General features: G+C 59.3%; 17 protein-coding genes. 6 read left to right on the top strand and 11 right to left on the bottom strand.

The window, feature by feature from the left end; translation table 11 throughout:
* Positions 1–113: 113 nt before the first annotated feature.
* Entirely contained in the window at positions 114–1,019 is a 906-nt protein-coding gene (galU, locus tag QM007_RS03320; protein ID WP_283490537.1) for a UTP--glucose-1-phosphate uridylyltransferase GalU, read from the bottom strand.
* A gap of 102 nt (positions 1,020–1,121) precedes the next feature.
* Between galU and QM007_RS03315 the strand changes: the two genes are divergently transcribed.
* Together QM007_RS03315 and QM007_RS03310 are read left to right on the top strand one after the other, a co-directional pair.
* Complete coding sequence (locus QM007_RS03315; RefSeq protein WP_283490536.1) at positions 1,122–1,727, top strand: 5-formyltetrahydrofolate cyclo-ligase; 606 nt, start codon at positions 1,122–1,124, stop codon at positions 1,725–1,727.
* 64 nt (positions 1,728–1,791) lie between these two features.
* Entirely contained in the window at positions 1,792–1,974 is a 183-nt protein-coding gene (locus QM007_RS03310; RefSeq protein WP_237237490.1) for an FmdB family zinc ribbon protein, read from the top strand.
* Positions 1,975–2,031: 57 nt separating this feature from the next.
* Here QM007_RS03310 and QM007_RS03305 read toward each other — a convergent pair whose 3' ends face one another.
* The 5 genes from QM007_RS03305 to QM007_RS03285 all read right to left on the bottom strand — a co-directional run bounded on the left by QM007_RS03305 (position 2,032) and on the right by QM007_RS03285 (position 9,262).
* Entirely contained in the window at positions 2,032–2,274 is a 243-nt protein-coding gene (locus QM007_RS03305; RefSeq protein WP_283490535.1) for a hypothetical protein, read from the bottom strand.
* The gene (locus tag QM007_RS03300) at positions 2,267–6,175 is read right to left on the bottom strand and encodes a DEAD/DEAH box helicase (RefSeq protein WP_283490534.1); all 3,909 of its coding nucleotides are present in this window, start codon (positions 6,173–6,175) and stop codon (positions 2,267–2,269) included. Before QM007_RS03300 ends, QM007_RS03305 begins: the two co-directional genes overlap by 8 nt.
* 126 nt (positions 6,176–6,301) lie before the next feature.
* On the bottom strand, positions 6,302–6,757 hold the full coding sequence (locus QM007_RS03295; protein WP_283490533.1) for a cell shape determination protein CcmA: 456 nt from the start codon (positions 6,755–6,757) through the stop codon (positions 6,302–6,304).
* Positions 6,754–7,521, bottom strand: a complete 768-nt coding sequence (locus tag QM007_RS03290; RefSeq protein ID WP_283490532.1) for a MurR/RpiR family transcriptional regulator — start codon at positions 7,519–7,521, stop codon at positions 6,754–6,756. The genes QM007_RS03295 and QM007_RS03290 overlap by 4 nt, the downstream gene beginning before the upstream one ends.
* 97 nt (positions 7,522–7,618) lie before the next feature.
* Entirely contained in the window at positions 7,619–9,262 is a 1,644-nt protein-coding gene (locus QM007_RS03285) for an alpha-glucoside-specific PTS transporter subunit IIBC (RefSeq protein ID WP_283490531.1), read from the bottom strand.
* 290 nt (positions 9,263–9,552) lie between these two features.
* On the opposite strand from QM007_RS03285, the gene QM007_RS03280 reads away from it, so the two are divergent.
* The 4 genes from QM007_RS03280 (at position 9,553) to QM007_RS03265 (ending at position 14,993) form a co-directional block, all read left to right on the top strand.
* On the top strand, positions 9,553–10,383 hold the full coding sequence (locus QM007_RS03280) for an endonuclease/exonuclease/phosphatase family protein (protein ID WP_283490530.1): 831 nt from the start codon (positions 9,553–9,555) through the stop codon (positions 10,381–10,383).
* A 22-nt stretch (positions 10,384–10,405) separates the two neighbouring features.
* Complete coding sequence (locus QM007_RS03275; protein ID WP_283490993.1) at positions 10,406–12,139, top strand: alpha-glucosidase; 1,734 nt, start codon at positions 10,406–10,408, stop codon at positions 12,137–12,139.
* A 4-nt stretch (positions 12,140–12,143) separates the two neighbouring features.
* Positions 12,144–13,883: a glycoside hydrolase family 13 protein gene (locus QM007_RS03270; RefSeq protein WP_283490529.1), complete on the top strand. Its 1,740-nt coding sequence runs from the start codon at positions 12,144–12,146 to the stop codon at positions 13,881–13,883.
* A gap of 954 nt (positions 13,884–14,837) precedes the next feature.
* Positions 14,838–14,993: a hypothetical protein gene (locus QM007_RS03265; protein WP_283490528.1), complete on the top strand. Its 156-nt coding sequence runs from the start codon at positions 14,838–14,840 to the stop codon at positions 14,991–14,993.
* 227 nt (positions 14,994–15,220) lie between these two features.
* Here QM007_RS03265 and guaA read toward each other — a convergent pair whose 3' ends face one another.
* From guaA to guaB, 5 genes are all read right to left on the bottom strand, one after another.
* Entirely contained in the window at positions 15,221–16,813 is a 1,593-nt protein-coding gene (gene guaA, locus QM007_RS03260) for a glutamine-hydrolyzing GMP synthase (protein WP_283490527.1), read from the bottom strand.
* 72 nt (positions 16,814–16,885) lie between these two features.
* Complete coding sequence (locus QM007_RS03255) at positions 16,886–17,437, bottom strand: DUF3817 domain-containing protein (RefSeq protein WP_283490526.1); 552 nt, start codon at positions 17,435–17,437, stop codon at positions 16,886–16,888.
* Positions 17,438–17,507: 70 nt separating this feature from the next.
* Entirely contained in the window at positions 17,508–18,455 is a 948-nt protein-coding gene (locus QM007_RS03250; RefSeq protein ID WP_283490525.1) for an SURF1 family cytochrome oxidase biogenesis protein, read from the bottom strand.
* Between the two features lie 88 nt (positions 18,456–18,543).
* Positions 18,544–19,671, bottom strand: coding sequence for a GuaB3 family IMP dehydrogenase-related protein (locus tag QM007_RS03245; protein WP_283490524.1), 1,128 nt, complete (start codon positions 19,669–19,671; stop codon positions 18,544–18,546).
* Between the two features lie 112 nt (positions 19,672–19,783).
* On the bottom strand, positions 19,784–21,301 hold the full coding sequence (gene guaB, locus QM007_RS03240) for an IMP dehydrogenase (protein WP_283490523.1): 1,518 nt from the start codon (positions 21,299–21,301) through the stop codon (positions 19,784–19,786).
* Positions 21,302–21,328 lie beyond the last annotated feature (27 nt).

The following is a 21,328-nucleotide window of genomic DNA, read 5'->3' as shown; positions in this document are numbered from 1 at the left end:
CTGGGTACCTTCCTTATAGAAGGCACCCAGTTCTTCTGCATCCACGCTACTCACCGCCGAACGGTTCAGGGCCTCCCTTAGCCCCCGCGTCCGCCCAGCAGTAGCAACAGGGCCTACAGCTCGGCTGCGAATTCCTTAATCCAGGTACGCAACTCAGAGCCCAGATCATCGCGCTCAGCAGCAAGAATGACGTTGGCCTTGAGGTAGGAGAGCTTGTCGCCGGTGTCGAAACGGCGGCCCTTGAAGACCACGCCGTAGACACCTTCGCCCTCACCGGTGCCCTGAGCCAGAGTCTGCAAAGCGTCGGTCAGCTGGATTTCATCGCCGCGGCCCGGTGCGGTATCTTCCAGCACCTCAAAGACCTTGGGGGAAAGAACATAGCGGCCGATGACGGCCAGGTTTGAGGGGGCATCCTCAACAGCGGGCTTTTCGACCAGGCCGGTGACCTTAACGAAGCCGTCCTCACCCTCAACAGCCTGTACTGCGGCACAGCCGTAAGCAGAAATCTGCTCTTCGGGAACCTCCATCAGGGCCACGACAGAGCCGCCGGTCTTCTGCTGGACAGCGACCATGGCAGAGAGCAGGTCTTCTTTTTCGTCAATCAGGTCATCGCCCAGCAGAACCGCGAAGGGCTCATTGCCAACGTGGACCTTGCCGCGCAGTACAGCGTGGCCCAGACCCTTGGGGTCGCCCTGGCGGACGTAGTGGATCTCACCCAGGTCGTTGGAGTCTTCAACGCTCTTGAGCAGGGCGTCCTTGCCCTGGTCAGCGAGCTGCTGTTCCAGACCGGGTACACGGTCAAAGTGATCCTCTAGGGCGCGCTTGTTGCGGCCGGTAATCATCAGAACGTCGTTCAGGCCAGCACGAATGGCTTCTTCGACAACGTACTGAATCGCAGGGCGGTCCACCACGGGCAGCATCTCCTTAGGAGTGGCCTTGGTGGCGGGAAGGAAGCGAGTGCCGAGACCGGCGGCAGGAATCACAGCCTTGGTCACGGAGAGTGATTTATTTTCAGTCATACCTTTCAGAATACCCAAATTTTAGAGTTTGTCTGCATTCGCTGCCCTGAAGAGGGGTAAATTATGACTAGATTCAGCTAACACTTCTTTAGGAAGGCACCCGTGAGCTCTACTAGGTCAGCAAGCACCGCCCAGGCTAAGGCTTTTGTCCGCAGCTACCTACGCAGACGCCGAACCCACAACCCACCGCATCCAGAAACGGCTCAGGGCTTTGAACGCGCCCTAGCTCCCCTCTGGCAAAGCCTCCCTGCAGGCAGCACTCTTGCCGCTTTTCTGCCCCTTCCCACTGAGCCTCCTCTGCTACCGGCCCTAACCCGGGCTGTAGCTGAGGGGTACCGGGTGCTGGTGCCAGTCGTCCGCCCCCGGCGTCAGCTGGCCTGGGTAGAGTGGCAGCCGCAGGTAGAACACACCGTCAATGCGCTGGGTATCGTGGAGCCGGTAGGTGAGCGCCACGGAGCTGAGGCATTTATCCAGGCAGACCTTCGTTTGGTACCTGCCCTTGCCTACGATCTGGCGGGGCGGAGGCTAGGGCAGGGCGGAGGCTACTATGACCGGCTTTTTGAGCAGCTTGGCCCTCTGGCGCAAGACCCCTCTACCGTGGGGGTGGTGTTTGAGCGGGAAATTCTTGATGGCCTGCCTGCAGATAGCTGGGATGCCACACTTCGGTTTGTGGCAACGGAGAAGACCCTGCACCGCCTGGGTAATTGAGGTCGAGCCGCCAGAACAGAGTAGAATAACCCCCAGATTTATCGCCTATTTGATGGAGTTATCCGTGCCTGTTTACGTTTACCAGTGCAAGAACTGCGGCCACGTGTTTGAGCAGCACCAGTCGTTCTCGGACGAGGCGCTCAAGACCTGCCCCGAGTGCGGCCAGGACACCCTGCGTAAGAAGTTCGGCCAGGTCGGTGTGGTTTTCAAAGGCTCTGGTTTCTACGCCAACGATAAGGGCAAATAAGCCTAGAGACGTTCAAGGGGCTGCCTGCCACGGTATGTGGCAGGCAGCCCCTTCTTTTTATTGCCCGTAGTGGGGTGGGCGTTGTTCTTTGAGCCAGGTTGCCCGGGCGTCCTCCCCCTCGGTAGCTGGGGCGGACGCACTTGGTTCGGTGAGCCCCGCAAGTTTGGGTTCAGCGCCGGTGAAGGCTGACCCGCCGGTGGCCCGGCGGTGGCCGCGCCGTTTCTTAGGTACGGGGCTGTACCCGGCTTTCGCCTCTTCTTCCTTTGCCCCTGCTGAGGCCGGGGAGGGATTCTTACTCATTGCGGCCCAGCCCCAGATAGCTGCCGATTCGACCCACCAGGGCCTCGGGGTCAGAGAAGACCTCAATAGTCCAACAGGTCATGTGGTTCCACCCGGTTCGAGCCAGTAGTTCAGGGATCAGGCGGGAGCGTTCGCGCACACTCATGGCGGCGTAGGCGTCTGACCCGTCAGAAACAACGGCAAGGGGTACTCGTACCGGGGTGGTGCGGTCAAGGTCCTGCACCATGGTGCGGGCACGGGGGCTGGCAACTGCACCGGCAAGAAGGGATTCTTCCTCGCTGGTAGCGATCAGTGAGATGAGGGGAACCGTTGACTCGTGCAGGGTCACCCTGTGCTGACCCAGACGGCGCACCAGGTCGTTGAGCAGCCAGTCACCCATGTCGATAGCTTCTAGATGGTCGTTGGTGAGGAACTCGTTGACAGGAAGTTTATCGGTGATGGGTTTGGTCAGTTCTTGGGCTGCGCGTGCTTCTTGCTCTCGGCGGTAAGCCAACAGGAGTCGGTATATATCGAAAGCCCCGTTTTCTAGACGCTGGGGGTTAAGGTCCTCGGGGGTTACGCAGGTGACTAGGCGGGTGAGGTGGCGGGCGCGGGTGGTGGCAAGCACGAAGCTTTCGCGGCCGCTGCGCTCGGAGAGATGACCAAAGTGGTGGGCTGCTCCCTGGGCAGTTTTGCCGGCACCTAACGCAAAGATGATGACGTCGCGTTCCATGTCAACAGCACGGGAGACGTCGACGACGCGGAAGGACTCGTTGCCCGCTGCAAAGTAGGGGGCGAACTGGGGGTAACGGGCCAGGAGCTGGCGGACGGCCTCAGCAATACGCTGGGCATGGCGGGCAGTGGTGGTCACAACAGCTAGTGTCTGCTGGGGGTTACGGTAGGCGTGCTCGATGACCATCTCTGCAACCCGCTGTACCTCAAGGCTGGGCGAATCGAGGGCAGCGTTATCGGAGACCCGCCCGGTGACGTCCACGTATTCTACGGTGAGAGCTGGAGCGCCATCGGTGATTTCTTCACCCCAGGGGTAGCTGGTGAGGGCTCCCCCATAGAAGTGTTCATTGAGGTAGCCAAAGAGGGCGGGGTCGATTGCCCGGTTGACGGTAGCCAAAGACCGGCCAGGCAGTACCTTGGCGAGGGCCTCGAAGGTGCTGACCAGTTTTTGGCTCTTCACCACCGGTGCGTTCTGGGCTACCGCTGAGACCATGAAAGGGGCTGGGAAGCCGCTGTGGGGGTCTCCCAGGGCGATGACCTGTTCAGCGCGAATGAGTGCAGGTAGGTTAGCTGCCAGCGGTGTAGATTCGGCGTCGAGCAGGATTGCTGCGTCAAAGCGCATGCCGGTGGGCACCTTACCGGAAAGGGCAAAGGGGCTGGTAATCCACAGGGGTAGTAGGGTGGTAGCCATGGTGGGAGCCTGGGTTAGCACCTGCTGCAGACTGAATTCATGGCTTTTGAGCTGGCTACGTAGGAAGGCTGCTTCGTGGTCGTACTCGTGGATGCGGGCGCGCCAGGTATCGGCGACAGCAGCATGCAGGCGGGCCGAGGCGAAGGCCAGGTGCGAATAGTCTGCCCGGCGGAAGCGGGTTTCAAGGTCGCGCAGGGTATCTGCGCTCAGAATCTCAAGTTCTTGAGAGGCCAGCATCATTTCAAGGGCGGTCTGCCACCAGGCAAGTTCTAGTTCGGCAGCTACAGCGCCGCTTTCGAGCTGACGCTCGTAGAAGTCGCCCAGGAGTTCGCCCAGGCCCTCTGTGGTGAGCTCCTGGGTAAGGCGGACGCGCTCGGGCAGGGTGTGTAGGAGCCATTCGTCGTCGATGAGGGCCGCTAGTCTCTCTTCAAGTTGCTTGAGGGGGGTTGATGAGAAACGGGTGCCAGCCGGGGAATCTTCCAGCACGATAGCTAGCCCAGTGAATTCTTCGAGTAGGGCAGCGTAGCGGGAGCGCAGGTCAGAGAGGTTCTCGGGAATCGTGGGGACGCGTTCGTCCTTAGCCCAGCTAATCCACTCTTCACGCTGGCCCTGCACAATGAAGAGATGCTCGTGCAGGTCTGAGATATTGACGCCCGGCACGATGTACTCTTTGGCGGCGCGGCGTAGGCGGGATCGCTGAATACTCGACATATCGATACCGTGTTCCCGTCTCCAGGTACCGCTGGCGGTGGCGGCGATGAGGTCGGTGACGGGGCGGTCAAAGATGTCGGGTCTGAAGCGGGTGAGGGTATCAGCGATACGTTCGAGCAGGTCTAGCTGGGTTCCCCAGTCGTCCATGCTGGTGGCTGGTTTGAGGCCGGTCTCATCGGCCATGAGAGCCATACCTGCTGAGACTTCGTTCAGGGAGCTGCGCAGGTTCTTGACCAGGGTGTGAGCGGCTTCAGTGTCTTCTGAGCTGGTGAGCTTAGCCAGGTGCCAGGCTGAGGCCCGGGTGGAGGGGCGGAAGCCCCCGAGGTCTGCTAGGCGCTGGAGCTTGTGGACGGTCTCGGCGCGGTGGCTGAGAGCATCCATGGTGGCGCGGGTGAGACGCACCTGGGTTGAGGGCGCTGGGTCCTGGGCCGTAAGCGCGGCCAGGGTCTGCAGGGCCTCATAGACCGAGCAACCCCAGCGGGATTCAGTGAACCGTAGGGATTCAGTATGCCCCCGGAGCTTGTCACGGGTTTTCACTAGTTCCCGGTGGATGTCGGTGACGTTGGGGGCGGGAGCCTTCTCATCGCGCACAATCGCTGAGATGAACTCTTGGCGGTAGTCCTCGGAGTCGCGTTCGGTCAGCAGATCAAAGGTGAGGTCGCTGAGGTGGGTGCGCTCCAAGAGGCTAGTGAAGTCAGTGAGGGTTGAGCGTTTTTCTCCCACCACAAGTACAGACTTACCCTGGTGAATCAGGGCCGCGGCGATGTTGGCTGCGGTACCGAGCTGGTCGGTACCGGGAGCGGTGGTCACGGCTAGGGAGTGCCCCAGGTGGGCCAGGTCGACGATATCCTGCCCACTGGCGTCCGCGTCCACCACCAGCATGTCGGTGTCCGGGTCGCGGCTATCAAGGGGGTCGCGGGTGTTGTGGACGGGGGCAATAAAGGGCTGCTCTAGCGGGTTGAGTTTAAGTTGAGCGATATCGCGGACGAGCGGGGTATGGGCGGTTGCCGGAAGCTCCCCGGTGCTTTCCTTAAGGTCTGCAAAGGTAGAAATGAAGTAGGTGGAGCGGATGGTCATACCGGGGACAGCCCCGGTGGTAGCTCGCATCCGCTCAATCACGGGCTCGGGATCTAGCTTGCGCATGGAGTTGGCCAGCTGGGCGACGTCCATGGTGCCCAGGTCGATGCCGTACTCTTTCTTAATCTGCCGCACCATGGCAGGGTTGAGTTTGGCAGGGCCGGTGAGCTGAACCTCAAAGTCGTCACTGGTGGGGTGGGGGGTAATAGCAAGAGGAGCCATGAGGATAGGAGCGATAAAACGCTTCTCACCCACCATGCCGTCCTCACGGACATCGCGTGAAAGCCAGGAGGCGGTGCCCGCAACGAAGTAGCCCGCATCTAGCCCGTGGCCGGTCGCCAGCTCAAAAATCTTGGTGCGCAGGGCTCGAGCCGCTACCATACCAGCCTCAAGCTTGGCCTTATCACGCAAGATGGTAGAGAGGCGGGTCTTTCGGCCCATAAACATCTGGGCTACTCCCGATGAGTTGGCGTCAGTGAGGTCGATATGCACATAGTCGACCTGGTTGAAGTCCAACATGGCATCGGGGCCGGTATAGGTTTCCATCTGCTCGGCCCAGGCTTCGAGGCCAGCTTGTACCTGGGCTGTTACCTGTTCATCAGCGGTAGAGTCCGGGGTTTCCAGCGGGGTTTGTGCATGGCCCTGGGACCAGGGTGCGGCGGCACCGGTAGGATGCTCGTTAGCGGTTTCAGGGTTTACCTGTTCGTTCACTGAATCTACTCTAGCTTTCTGCACGTGTTAACTCCCCTACCATCATAGAGCTTTCGGGCCCGCAGCACAGATTCTTAGACGCTACAGGAAGGCCCTGTTCCCAGGGAACAGGGCCGGGGTTGGTTTTTAGCCGGTGGCCAGGTTGAAGTAGGCCAGCAGGGTCAACAGAGACAGCAAACCGAGCAGGGCCATGCCCGCAAGGATAACCCAACGGAGGCGGGGGGCGAAGGGCTCACGCGAGGCGTCCCAGAGGGAGCGGGTATAGAAGTAGCTCAGCAGGAAGCCAGGAACGTTGCCAGTGAGCAGCTGCTGGGCTACAGCAAACATGCCAAAGGTGCGCTCGGTGTTTTCGTTTTCGGTTTCTGCTGCCCGGAGTAGGCCCACCATAATCAGTGACATGCAGCTGACAATAAAGGCAAGGGCGATAGCGGGTTCGTTCAGCATTTCACGGAAGTCAACGTTCTCTCCTCGCGATACCGCAAACTGGTAGAAGAAGAAAACCATGGGGCTGATAAGCCAGTACCAAAAGAGGAAGGTGCGGAGGCGCTGGGTGTCGCGCAGGGCATAGAGCAGGGCGTTCATGAATTCTTTTCTTGGGTATCGATGTACTGGATGTATTGGCGAACGGTGTAGTCCAGCAACACGCTCAGAGCCACAAAAGAGTGGTAGGGCTCTTTGGCTGTTCCAGTGACAGTGGGTGTGGACTCGTAGTGGAGGGAAAAATCTGCGGCGGCAGAAATCGTGTTGACGCCAAGTGCTGTAATGGCAATCATCGGGATTTTGCGAGCGGCCAGGGCGCGCACCGTCGGCAGAGCGCTTTCGGTCTCTCCCGAGAGGGAGGCTATGATGACGAGATCATCGGGCTTCATGACGCCGATGCTCCCCCTAAACTCACTGGAGGCCGGAATAACGTGGGTGAATTTGCCGCAGGCCAGCATGGACTTTGAAAATTCTTGAATAGCGGTGCGCTGGGCAAAACCGGTTCCGTAGCAGTAGATGGTGCGGGCCGAATCAATTTTCTTGAGGATGGGCTCGAAGTCGACGTTGGTGAGACCCTCGTAGGTTTTGAGGATGTCGATGCGGCCGCTCTCTAGAAAATCTGCGTTAGGCGATGCTGCATCTAGAAGTGAATTTTTCACGAAAAACTTCAGTTCGGCGAAGCCGGAGAACCCTAGCTTCTTTGTCAGGCGGATAATGCTGGACGTCGAGGTGAAGGTTTTGTGGGCCAGGGCGCTGATGGTTGAGTCGGCAACGAACTGCTCGTTGTTGAGCATGAAGGCGAGGATTTCGCGTTCGGTGTCACTGAGGCGGTTCTGATGCGCGTTGACAAGTTCCTGTAAGTCCACCAAGGGCTCCTGAGTATTTCACGGTCACTGCAGTTCTATACAGTATAGGTGGTTTTACTCAGGAGCCCTTGGGGTATCAGCGGGTACTAGCTAGCGATTACTTGCCAGCGTTGACCATTTCTTCGAACTTGTCGCGGACCTGGGGTACGTCCATACCGACGATGACCTGCAAGGCCTTGCCCTTGTTGACCAGGCCCAGTGCGCCCGATGACTTGAAGTCAGCTTCGGTAGCGACCAGTGAGGGGTCATCTACTGAGACGCGCAGGCGGGTGGCGCAGTTGTTCACATCGGTGATGTTGGCGGGGCCGCCGAGCAGGGCCAGGAAGTCGGTTGCTCGCTGGGTGTAGGGGTCCGATGCTACTGCGGTTGCGGCACCAGCAGTTGCGCCAGCGGCAGCTGAACCTTCAGCACCCAGGGTGCCGTTCTTCTTGGCTTCCTTGTAGTCAGCCTTGGTGTAGAGCTTGGTTTCGCCACCGTCTACTTCACGACCGGGGGTCTTGAAGTCGAACTTAAGGATCAGGAAGCGGAAAACCACGAAGTAGATCAGGGTGAAGCACAGGCCGATACCAATCTGAGTGAGAACCATACCGGAGTGGTTGGGCCACATGGGGATCCAGTTCTGGAAGAGGAAGTCAATCAGACCGCCGCCCATATTACCGACAACGCCGAAGCCGTACATGGTAGCTGCCATGGTTGCAGCCAGGACAGCGTGTACTGCGAACAGCGGGGGTGCCAGGAAGAGGAAGGTGAATTCGAGGGGCTCGGTGATACCGATCAGGATTGCGGTGAGGCAGACGGGGATCAGCAGAGCCAGGGTTTCCTTGCGCTTTTCGGGGCGAGCAGTGGTGTAGAAGGCAGCTGCGATACCGAGGGGGGCAAAGACCTTGGAGTTACCGTGCAGGGCGAAGCCGCCACCGGGGAAGAGTTCCTTGACGGGGGTGGTTGATGCTGCGAAGGTTTCGAGGTTAGCAACCCAGTACTTGGTGATGCCATCCGGAACAACGGCAGGACCGAATACGAAGGGGGTGTAGATGAAGTGGTGCAGACCGGTGGGGATCAGGATGCGCTCAAGGAAGGTGTAGAGCCAGACGCCAAAGACACCGGAAGAGATGAAGAAGCCCTGCAAGGAGCCGATGCCGGTCTGGATAGTGGGCCAGATAGCGACGAAGGCGAGCGCAACGGGCATCATGAGGAAGAAGCCCAGGCCGTAGACGAACTGGGTGCCCTGGAAGATACCGAGGAAGTCGGGCAGCTTGGTGTTGAAGTAGCGGTTGTGCAGCCAGACAACGATTGCTGAGATGATAATGGCACCGAAGATGCCGGTGTCGAGGGTCTTGATACCCGCGATCATCTTCAGACCGGTACCTGCTGCACCTTCGGAGAGGTCAACGCTGTAGTCAACGCCGAACGTGTCACCCCAGATGCTGAGGATAGAAGCAACGAAGTAGTTGAAGGTCAGGTAAATCATGCCGGCTTCGAGTACGGCGCGGGCCTGGGCGGTCTTAGCCAGAGCAATGGGAAGACCCAGAACAAAGAGGAGTTCCATCTGGTTGAAGACGGTCCATGCGCCTGATTCCCAAACGGACCAGAAGTTGTACCAGCCGGTACCTTCTGCGGCGATGCTGCCCAGAAGCTGCTCGTTCTTGCAGATAATGGCAATACCCACTGCAAGACCGGCGAATGCAAAGATGAGGACGGGGGCCAGCATGGCCGAGCCGAACCTCTGAATCTTCTCCATCATCGGATAAGAACCTTTCGTGTATAGGTGAGACTCGGCGTTCGCGTGAAGCGTGGTGTGTGCGGAGCGCCACCCGTGTGATTACTAGCCTTATCTAACCATTCTTTGGCCGAGCATAGGCGTGATTTGGGGTACTTTGGCATTAATGCCGTGAACCGGCACGTTTTTCGGGAGCGGGTAAAAGTACCGAGGCCTAGGGGCCGGGTTTGGTGGGGGCAGACAGGCCGGGCGCACCTAGGATGGGTAGCCGTAGGACTCTCCTCATTGACCCGTGAAAGTGACGCTTGTACTCGATGAAACTATTAACGCTGAACACCCACAGCTGGCTTGAGGTGCACCAGATTCCCAAGATTTTTGAGTTGGCTCAGTTTATTGTGCGGGAGCAGGTTGATGTAGTTGCTCTGCAGGAGGTCAACCAGTTTGTGGAGTCCGCCGTGGTGGATACCCCGCTCGGCTTTGTTGGGGGCGCTGACCGCTCCGTCCGTCAGGATAACTATGCCCTGCTGCTCAACCAGTTTTTGGAGCAGCTAGGGTACCCCTACTACTGGGCCTGGTCAGTTTCCCACCTAGGCTTTGACCGCTACGACGAGGGTGTAGCTATTTTGACCAGGCAACCTTTTAAGGGCTGCAAGCTGGTTGATCTTTCTCCTGCCTATACAGATCAGGACGTGGCCCGGCGAGTTGCCGTGGCGGTACAACTGGGAGAGGAGTTCGGGGGTGCCTGGGTTGCTAGCACCCATATGAGTTGGTGGAAACTCGGCGAGGTAGCCCTCTTTGCTGATGAGTTCACCCAGTTAGAGAGACAGATGAAACAGCTCGCTGACGGTGCCCCCGTTATTCTGGCAGGAGACTTTAATAATGCTGCCCAGGTGCAGGGTGAAGGCTATGACCTGATGATAGAGCGTGGCTGGATCGATACCTACCGGGTTGCTGAACAGGTTACCGGCGAATTTACGGTGCATAAATCTATTCATGGCTGGGATAACCTGACCCAGGCCCTGCGTATCGACCTAGTACTCACCGACCGTCCCACACGCGTCCGCACACACGAGGTTGTCTTCCCCGACACCGATGAAACCGCAATCTCAGATCATTCCGGTCTGTTACTGACCCTCGACATCTAACCAAGCCGCAAAGGAGCACATGATGGCACGCGAAACCCAGTGGTGGCAAGAACCCGTTGTCTACCAGATTTACCCCCGGTCTTTTAACGATTCCAACGGTGACGGTATCGGGGATTTGCCCGGTATCACCGAGAAAATCCCCTACCTGGCAAAGCTCGGGGTGGACGTCATCTGGCTCTCGCCCATCTACAAGTCTCCCAACGATGATAACGGCTACGACATCAGCGACTACCGCGACATCATGAACGAATTCGGTACCATGGCTGACTTCGATGAGCTGCTTGAAACCGCCCACGACGCCGGTATCAAGATCATGATGGATCTGGTGGTCAACCACACCTCCGACGAACACGACTGGTTTGTGCAGGCCAAGAGCAGCAAGGACAACCCCTACCGCGACTACTACATCTGGAAGGACCCGGCAGGCTACACCGAGGACGGCACCCCCATCCCGCCCAACAACTGGGTCGCTGCCTTCTCCCCCTCCGTCTGGGAATGGGAACCGACCACCGAGCAGTTCTACCTGCATCTCTTCTCCACCAAGCAGCCCGACCTCAACTGGGAAAACCCGGTGGTGCGCAACGAAGTCTACGACCTCATGCGCTTCTGGCTGGATAAGGGCGTCGATGGCTTCCGCATGGACGTCATCAACCTCATCTCCAAGGACCCAGCCTACCCTGACGACCCCCAGGTAGCAGCCGGGGGCGGCACCGACTCCATCACCATGGCAGCCAACGGCCCCCGAGTGCACGAATACCTAGCTGAGATGAACCGGGAAGTTCTCTCCCATTACCCCGTTATCACCGTGGGTGAAGCCCCCGGCGTCACCACCGCCGACGGCCTGCTCTACACCGGCTTTGACCGCGGCGAACTCCAAACCCTCTTCCAGTTTGAACACATGGGCGTGGATGCCAACCCCAACCCCGCCCTGGGCAAGTGGAACGACGAGCGCTTCGACCTGCACGACCTCAAGCGGATTCTCACCAAGTGGCAGGTAGACCTGGCTGGTAAGGGCTGGAACGCCAACTACTGGAACAACCACGACCAGCCCCGCGCTGTCTCCCGTTTCGGTAACGATTCTGCTGAGTACCGGGTGGTCTCAGCCAAGATGCTGGGCACCGTACTGCACGGTATGGCAGGTACCCCCTACATCTACCAGGGCGAAGAGCTAGGTATGACCAACGTTTTCTTCACCGACCTGGCCGACTACAACGACTTAGAAATCCACGACCACTACGCCAAGCTGGTCGGCTCAGGCGTGGTCGACCACGACACCATGCTGCGCTACATCTCAGCCTCCGGCCGCGATAACGCCCGCACCCCCATGCAATGGACGGCCGGTGAGCACGCAGGCTTCACCAGCGGCACCCCCTGGCTCAAGCTCAACCCCCGCTACACCGAGATCAACGCAGAGGCAGCTCTTGCCGATGAGAACTCGGTCTTCTACCACTACCGCGACCTCATCACCCTGCGGCACACTCACCCCATCATGGTCAACGGCGTCTACGAACTGATCGATTCAGCAGAGGTAACCGCCACCGAGGACGCTGAAGTCTACGCCTACCTGCGCCACGGCACCGGCCCCACCGAGGGCCAAACCCTGCTGGTCGTCGCTAACTTTACCGACGGCGTCCTTACCCGTACCTTCACCGAACCGGCAGGTAAGCGCACCCTCATCAGCAGCAACTACACCAACGACGCAGGCGCAACTCTGCGCCCCTACGAAGCAAAAATTTACCTCTACGAAAGGGACTAGCCCCATGGCAGATAATTCAGGAAAGACCTGGTGGAAGGAAGCGGTCGTCTACCAGATTTGGCCGCGCAGCTTCAACGACTCCAACGGCGACGGCATCGGTGATATCCCCGGTATCACCGAGCGCCTACCCTACCTGGCAGACCTCGGCATCAACGTCATCTGGCTCTCCCCCGTCTTCGCCTCCCCCAACGATGATATGGGCTACGACATCAGCGACTACCGGGCTATTATGCCCGAGTTCGGCACCATGGACGACTTCGATCAGATGCTCGAAACCGCCCACTCCCTCGGCATCAAGATTCTGATGGACCTGGTGGTCAACCACTCATCCGATGAGCACGAATGGTTTAAAAAGGCCCGGGCCTCACGCGATAACGACTACCGCGACTACTACATCTGGCGGGATTCATCGGGCGTCGATGAGGACGGCAAGCCCCTGCCCCCCAACAACTGGGGCAGCGAGTTCGGCGGCCCGGCCTGGGAATACGACGAAACTACCGACCAGTGGTACCTGCACATGTTCTCCCGCAAGCAGCCCGACCTCAACTGGGAGAACCCCAAGGTCCGCCAGGAAATCTTTGACCTGGTCACCTTCTGGCTCGATAAGGGCGTCGATGGCTTCCGCCTGGATGCTATCAACATCATCTCCAAGCCCGAGGGCCTGCCCGATGACCCCAGCGTCGACCCTGAAAAGCACTCCTCGTCTATCCCCTTCGTGATCACCAACGGCACCAAGGTGCACGAGTGGATGCACGAGCTCAACATGGAAACCTTCGACAAGTACGACTGCATGACCGTGGGCGAGATGAGCGCCACCGGCCCCGAAGAAGCCGTCCAGTTCTCCGGTTTCACCACCGATGAGCTGCACATGATCTTCCACTTCGAGCACATGGGTCTTGATTCAGATCCCGATACCGGTATGGGCAAGTGGTCCCGCAAGCCCGTGCAGCTGACGGAGATGAAGGAAATCTTGAACACCTGGCAGACCGAGCTGGACGGCAAGGCATGGGGCTCTCTCTACTGGAACAACCATGACCAGCCCCGCGTGGTCTCCCGCTTTGGCAACGACTCGCCCGAGTACCGGGAGCTCTCCGGCAAGATGCTGGCCACTGTGCTGCACGGTATGCAGGGCACCCCCTACATCTACCAGGGCGAAGAGTTCGGCATGACCAACGTGCAGTTCGACTCCATTGAGGACTATAAGGACCTGGATTCCATCAACTTCTACACCGATATGGTCACCGAGCACGACCGTATGAGCTCGGATGAGGCTATGGCTCTGATTTACGCCAAGGGCCGCGACAACGCTCGCACCCCGGTGCAGTGGAGCGCGGACGCCGGCGCCGGCTTTACGAGTGGCACCCCCTGGATTGGGCTCAACGAGAACTACACCGAGATCAACGCAGCTGAAGCGGTGGAACGTGAGGATTCCCTGTGGCACTACTACCGCCAGCTGGTAGCCCTGCGCCGGGGCGAGCTCAAGGATCTGCTGGTCTACGCTTCTTTCGCGCCCCTGGACCCCGAAGATTCTGAGATGTACGCCTACGAGCGCCACGGGGAGGGCGAGAAGCTGCTGGTCGTTGCCAACTTTACCGACGGCGTCCTGACCCGCTCTTACGAAGTGCTGGAGGGTGCGGACGCTCAGGTGGTGCTGTCCAACTACGCGGACGCCACCGAGCAGTCTGCTGAGGCTGAGCTGACCCTGCGCCCCTACGAGGCCCGAATCTACCGTATCGCCGCCTAACCCTGTTTCCCGCCCAAAGGGACCTGATTTCTTAAAAAGGACCGCATATTACGTGGTCCCTTTTAAGAAATCAGGTCCCCTTATCAGGGGTGAGGCGTGGTATTCTAAAACCGCTCCATCACTTTAGAGAAAAGCCACCCGTGGCTATCCCGTTCACCCCCCCTATTTCACCTTCGCCGGTAACGCCCGAGAAACCATCGAATTCTACGCTGAGGTTTTCGGCGGTGAGCTTCAGCTGGCAACCCTCAAGGAATTCCAGGCCCCCGTTGCTCCCGAGCACGAAAACCTGGTTATGCACGCCGAGCTCATCACCGAGCGCTGCTTCAACCTGCGCATCTCCGACGGCGCAACCAACATCCAACCCCTCACCGCAGCCCCTGGGGCGCCACCTTAGGCTCCCTCACCGACAAGTACGGCATCACCTGGATGTTCACCTTCGGCGGCTAAGACATAGCCCCACAACCAGAACAGCCCCCCGTCCGCTCCCTTTGTGGGAATAAGGACGGGGGCTGTTCGGCAATCTCTAAGACGTTTAGAAAAGATGGGATAGGCTGTAACCATGACTTCAACAGACACCGGTTCGCCCTCTCAATGTATCCTGCAGGTGGTCGCCAACGTCAGCGCACAACATGAGTAAGCCAGATTTTCCACCCCGCTACCGTCCGCTATTGACTGAGGGCGCAGAGCGGTCTGAGCTCACCAGAAAACCGCTTATTATCAAAAATACACCGGTAATAGCACTCATCATCATGTGCGACATCGACACCCCGCCAGCAGGGAACAGTAGACCGACGATCAGTGTTAGCATCAGCCAGTACCTCAAACTCCAAGACGGTTCACTCATCAAGCTCGACATGGACCGGGGGGCTAACCTCCTTCTGGCACGGCAACCCGAATACCCCAGGGAAATGGCAGCAAACGGCAGACAAAGCTATCCAAGAACTCCTCACTATTGTGAAAGCAGATGTTCCCAACCAGGTTGATTTCCCCTGGGAAGAGTACGTTAAAGCAGCCACTCAACGTGGTATTGATATCGATGAGGCAAAACTACGCGCCCTCCCCTACCAGGTGACCTTCTCAGATTCCCTGATGAAAGCCTATGGCTTTTAAAAACCGAAAAAGGCCGCCCTACTGGTTGATAGGGCGGCCTTTCTCTTAGCCGGTGCTATGGTCACACGAGTATCGCAGACATGCAACCTAAGTCGATATAACCGCTCGCAGGCTCGCGGAATAACGAAACGAGGAGCTCACTTCGTTCGCAAGCTCCTCGCCTCGCCGCTACGCTATGCTCGGCGAATAAACCGATTTTTTATTTCGCCTGGGGACGAAAAATCGGTTTATTCCCACTCAATCGTTCCCGGAGGCTTTGAGGTGACGTCCAGAACCACTCGGTTCACCTCAGCAACCTCATTCGTAATCCGGTTAGAAATCTTCGCCAACAGGTCATAGGGCAGGCGTGACCAGTCAGCAGTCATCGCGTCCTCAGACGACACCGGGCGCAGCACAATCGGGTGACCGTAGGTACGGCCATCACCCTGCACACCAACGGAACGGACGTCCGCCAACAGCACCACGGGGCACTGCCAGATCTCCTCATCCATACCGGCGGCAGTCAGTTCCTCGCGCACAATCAGGTCAGCAGCACGCAGAATATCCAGGTTATGCTTTGTGACCTCACCAATCACGCGAATACCCAGGCCAGGGCCGGGGAAAGGCTGACGGGCAACAATCTTCTCGGGAACACCCAGCTCACGGCCAATGGCGCGAACCTCGTCCTTGAAGAGGGTACGCAGGGGCTCAACCAGCTCAAACTGCAGGTCATCAGGCAGACCACCCACATTGTGATGGGACTTGATGTTCGCAGCTCCCTCGCCACCGCCAGATTCAACAACATCGGGGTAGAGGGTACCCTGCACCAGGAACTTGATGTCGGTACCTTCAGCACCGGCTTCTTCAATCAGCTTGCGCTGGGCAGCTTCGAAGGATCGGATGAACTCGCGGCCAATAGCCTTACGCTTAGCTTCGGGCTCGGTAATACCGGCCAGGGCGCCCAGGAAGCGCTCTGACTCGTCGATGGTCACTACCTTGATACCCATGGTTGAGGCGTAGTCCTGCTCAACCTGTTCACGTTCGCCCTCGCGCAGCAGACCGTGGTCGATGAAGAAGCAGGTGAGCTGGTCGCCCACAGCCTTATGAACCAGGGCTGCGGCAACTGATGAGTCAACGCCACCGGACAGGGCGCAGATGACCTGGTCATCGCCCACCTGCTCGCGAATCTTAGCGACCTGCTCTTCGATAATGTTGCCGGTTGACCAGGTCTTCTTCAGACCCGCTACGTTGAAGAGGAAGTTCTCCAGGGCAACCTGGCCGTAGTCGGAGTGCTTAACCTCGGGGTGCCACTGCACGCCACCGAACTTGCGCTTCTCATCGACGAAGGCTGCAACGGCTGCACCGGGGGTCTGGGCCAGCACCTCGAAGCCTGCGGGGGCTTCAGAGACGGAATCGCCGTGGCTCATCCAGACGTTCTGGGTTGTGGGGGTACCGGTCAGGAAGGAAGAGTTCTCTGCACAGACCACGGCGTCGGTTGCGCCGTATTCGCGCAGACCGGTCTTGGCGACGGTACCGCCGAGGGTCTGGGCCATGACCTGGAAGCCGTAGCAGATACCGAAGACGGGTACGCCCGCTTCAAACATGGCGATGTCGCCCTTGGGGGCGCCGTCCTCGTATACGGATGAGGGGCCGCCAGACAGAATAATTGCAGCCGGGTTCTTGGCGAGCATCTTCTCGGTGGGCATGGTGTGAGGAACCAGCTCAGAGTAGACGCCGGCCTCACGCACGCGGCGCGCGATGAGCTGCGCGTACTGGGCGCCGTAGTCAACGACCAGTACGGGGCGCTCTTCGAGCTCCTCGATGGGGTTGTGGGTAGTCACAGGTATATACCTTTTCGGTTGGGGTTGAAGGGTAATCCTTGGGTTCTATTCTAGTGCAGGGAAGCGCTAGACCTAGTAACGTTTGGTGGCCTGCGGGTTGGCTGCCAGCAGGGCCAGGGTTTCTGCGTAGATGCGGCGCTCCACAATGAAGGACAGGAAGGGCACCACACCGCCCAGGGCCATGACAATCATCTGGGGTAGGGCCCAGCGCATGAGCAGCCAGAGACGGAAGCAGGAGAAGAGGTAGACCACATAGAACCAGCCGTGAACAATCAGAATCCAGGTGGAGATGTTGACGCCACCGTGCAGGTTACCGGTCTCAAGATTGAGCCAGCCCAGGGCCACGGTTTCGCCGGTTTGGGCGTCGACGCCACCGGCGACCAGGTCGTAGCCGAAGATGTAGCGGCTAATCATTTCAGCAACGAGCAGCAACAGGAAGGTACCTGAAATCCAGGCGCACCACTTGTAAAAGGTGAGGGCCCCACGAATCTGGGATTCGGTTCCACCGAACTTCTTGCGCACGGTAAAGCCGCCAGCGGCATTCGTTTCGGTAGTTCCCGCGGCGAGGGTAACTTTCTTACCGTCGGTACGGTGGACGGGGCGCGGGGTGGGGTTCTCGCTCACAGCTGGTTTCTCCCTTAGCTGGTGTGGGTGGTCGGTTTCTGGTGGGCGGACGCCTGCGGTCAGCTAGCTCCTACCGGGCAGGTGGGGCGGGGGCGTCCGGAATATCATCAAAGTAGTAGTAGGCCTGATCTGCCGGGTCCCAGTAGTAGGGGCGGCCGGTTTCTTCATCGACCCAGTATTCGCCCTCGTACTCGAAGTAGAGGGTGGGGTCGGTGGTCTTTTCGACCGAGTCCTTGAGCAGGCGGTACCAGAGGTAGAGGGCAAAGCCTGCGAAGACCAGCCACTCAAGGGCGTAGAAGATGTTGAGCCAGTCAACGGTTTCGTCGGTGACCTGCTCAGCGTGGATAGGCTGAAGGGTGCCGCTGCTATCGAGCAGGGTTGCGGTATCGGCGATGGTGCCCTGGTCGGTGAGCGGGGTAGCCCCACTGCTTTCGGAGTCGAGGGTCAAGATGCCATTGAAGAGGGCGGCGTTCCAGACATTGGTCAAGTAGGAGGAGTTGGCGGAGGCAAGCACCCGGTCCTTCCCGCTGTTCTCTTCGCTGACGTCCTTGCTGGTGAGCGGGGCGTCGTTACCCACAACGCGCCCCGCGATGGTCACGGTGCCGGTCGGTTCAGTGGGAATCTCAGCGATAGGGGTCCAGGCGCGGGCTACGACGATACCGCGGGGCCCCTCCCCCAGGCTGGTGCTTACCTGCTGACTATCGTCAGGAACGAAGAGGCTGACCAGCCAGTAGCCTTGAGCCCCATCTTTGAGCTTGTTTTCTACCAGGTAGGTGGAGCCCTGCACGTAGCTGCCGGTAGCTTCCACAACTGTATCGGCCTCGGTCATGCTCAGCGGGTCGTGGGGCTGGAGCACCTGACTATAGGGGCGCACCACGTCCTTAGCCGGATCTGCGGTGACCTGCCCCAGGGTGGAGGCGTTAATTTGCCATTTGCTGAGCATCACAAAACCGCTAGCCAGCACCAGCACCAGGAGCAGGCCAAGGAGCCAGCGGGGGGTCAGGGCGGTTTTTAGCACGTTTGCTCTTTTCAGCGTGGGGTAGGCGGACGAAAGCAGGTCAGCCCCGCGTGCCTAGCAAGTTAGGTGCACGGGGCCGGGTCATCATCTACTTGACGTAGGGGGTGACGTTAACGTCGATACGCTGGAAGGACTTGAGGTCGGTGTAGCCGCAGGTCGCCAGAGCACGCTTGAGAGCGCCAACCAGGTTGGAGCTGCCGTCGGTGTAGGCAGACGGGCCGTACAGTACCTCTTCGAGCGAGCCGACAGTGCCCTGGTAGGTGCGGATACCGCGGGGGAAATCAGCCGAGTGGGCCTCGTTGCCCCAGTACCAGCCGGCACCGGGAGCTTCGGCAGCTCGGGCCAGGGGGGCACCAATCATGACGGCGTCCGCGCCCATAGCCAGAGCCTTGACCATATCGCCGGAGCGGCCCAGGGAGCCGTCTGCAATCACGTGCACATAGCGGCCGCCTGATTCATCCAGGTAGTCAGAACGAGCAGCAGCGACATCGGAAATTGCGGTGGCCATGGCAGCCTGGATTCCCAAGCCGCGGCGGGTGGTCAGGGCAGCCCCGCCACCAAAACCGACCAGCACACCGGCAGCGCCGGTGCGCATCAGGTGCATCGCCGGGGTGTAGCCGGTGACGCCACCGACCATGACGGGGACATCGAGTTCGTAGATGAACTTCTTGAGATCAAGGGGTTCACGGCGGGAGGAGACGTGCTGGGCAGATACTGCGGCACCGCGAATGACAAAGAGGTCAACGCCAGCCTTGACCACGGTCTGGTAGAACTCCTGAGTGTTCTGGGGAGTCAGGGAGCCTGCAACAATGACGCCAGATTCGCGGATCTCAGCTAGGCGGGCAGTAATCAGCTCAGCTTTGATGGGTTCAGCATAGATTTCCTGCATGCGGCGGGTAGCGGCAGGAGCGTCGTCTGCGGGGAGAGCATTGATTTCCTCAAGGAGGGGCTGGGGGTCCTCATAGCGGGTCCACAGGCCCTCAAGGTTGAGGACGCCAAGCCCACCGAGCTTGCCCAGGGCAATGGCGGTGGCCGGTGACATGACGGAGTCCATGGGGGCACCAATAATGGGGGTGTCAAACTTGAACGCGTCAATCTGCCAGCTCAGGTTCACATCGTGGGCGTCGCGGGTACGGCGGGTGGGTACCAGGGCGATTTCATCGAGTGAGTAGGTGCGGCGGGCGCGCTTAGACATACCAATCTGGATATCGGTCATGGATCTTTCCTTTCACCGGTATTAGGCCGGTTGGTGCAAACGAGCGTGGTAACGTTCGGAAGCCCCGGCCCCTCACCGCAGGGGTGAGAGAACCGGGGCTGACCGCTACAGTTTAGCGACGGTAGTTGGGGGCCTCGACGGTCATGGTGATGTCGTGGGGGTGTGATTCCTTCAGACCTGCTGAGGTGATGCGCACGAACTGGCCCTTGTTCTTGAGCTCTTCAACGGTGTGGGCACCGACGTAGAACATGGTCTGACGCAGGCCGCCCTCCAGCTGGTGTAGCACTGATGAGAGGGGACCGCGGTAGGGTACCTGGCCTTCGATGCCCTCGGGAATCAGCTTCTCTTCGGAGGACACATCGGCCTGGAAGTAGCGGTCCTTGGAGAAGGACTTCTTGCCGCCACGGGACTGCATAGCGCCCAGGGAGCCCATGCCGCGGTAGGCCTTGAACTGCTTACCGTTAACGAAAATCAGGTCGCCGGGAGACTCGGCGGTACCGGCGAGTAGGGAGCCCAGCATGACCGAATCGGCGCCTGCCACCAGGGCCTTGCCGATTTCGCCGGAGTGTTGCATGCCGCCGTCCGCGATCAGGGGTACGCCTGCGGGAATAGTAGCCTTGGCTGATTCGTTGATGGCGGTAATCTGGGGCACGCCAACACCGGCGATAATGCGAGTGGTGCAGATGGAGCCGGGGCCAACGCCCACCTTGACGGCGTCAGCACCTGCGTCGATGATGGCCTGGGCGCCAGCGCGGGTAGCAGCCTGACCACCCACAACGTCAACGTGGGCAGCGGCCGGGTCTTTCTTGAGGCGGGCGATCATGTCGAGTACACCCTGGGAGTGACCGTTAGCTGTATCGACGAAGAGGGCGTCGACGCCCGCGTCAATCAGGGTCATAGCACGCTCGTAGCCGTCACCAAAGAAGCCGATAGCGGCGCCAACGCGCAGGCGGCCGTCCTCGTCCTTGGTAGCGCGGGGGTACTGCTCGCTCTTGGTGAAGTCCTTGACAGTGATCAGGCCCGTCAGCTTGCCTGCGTCGTCGATGAGGGGCAGCTTCTCAATCTTGTTTTCTGCCAGCAGGGCGAAAGCTTCGTCTTTGCTCATTCCCTCGTGACCGGTAATCAGCGGCATCTTGGTCATGATGTCGCGCACGCGGGTGGTCTCGAAGGTCGATTCGGGCAGGTAGCGGGTGTCACGGTTGGTGATGATACCGACCAGCACGTTGTTCTCGTCCACAACGGGCAGGCCTGATACCTTGTAGTGACCGCAGAGGGCGTCGAGCTCAGCGATGGTGGCGTTGGGGCCAACAGTCACAGGGTTGGTAATCATGCCGGATTCGCTGCGCTTGACGCGATCCACGTGGTCAGCCTGGTCAGCGATAGAAAGGTTACGGTGAATCACGCCCATGCCGCCCAGGCGAGCCATGGCGATGGCCAAGGCTGACTCGGTGACGGTGTCCATCGCTGCCGAAATAATCGGTGAGGCAATAGAGATGCGCTTGGTCAGTCGGGTGGTGGTGTCTGCATCTGACGGGATGACATCGGTGTTGCCGGGGAGGAGCAGGACGTCATCGTAGGTGAGGCCGGTGAAGCCGAAAGGGTCTTCGCTCAGTGCAGTGGGAGTAGTCATGAAGGGTTCGCTACCTTTCGAGGGTGT

It is taken from the genome of Rothia sp. SD9660Na, from assembly GCF_030064065.1.
Lineage (GTDB): Bacteria > Actinomycetota > Actinomycetes > Actinomycetales > Micrococcaceae > Rothia.
Note: the sequence above shows the minus strand (reverse complement) of the source record. Positions and strands in the feature narration are given on the sequence as shown.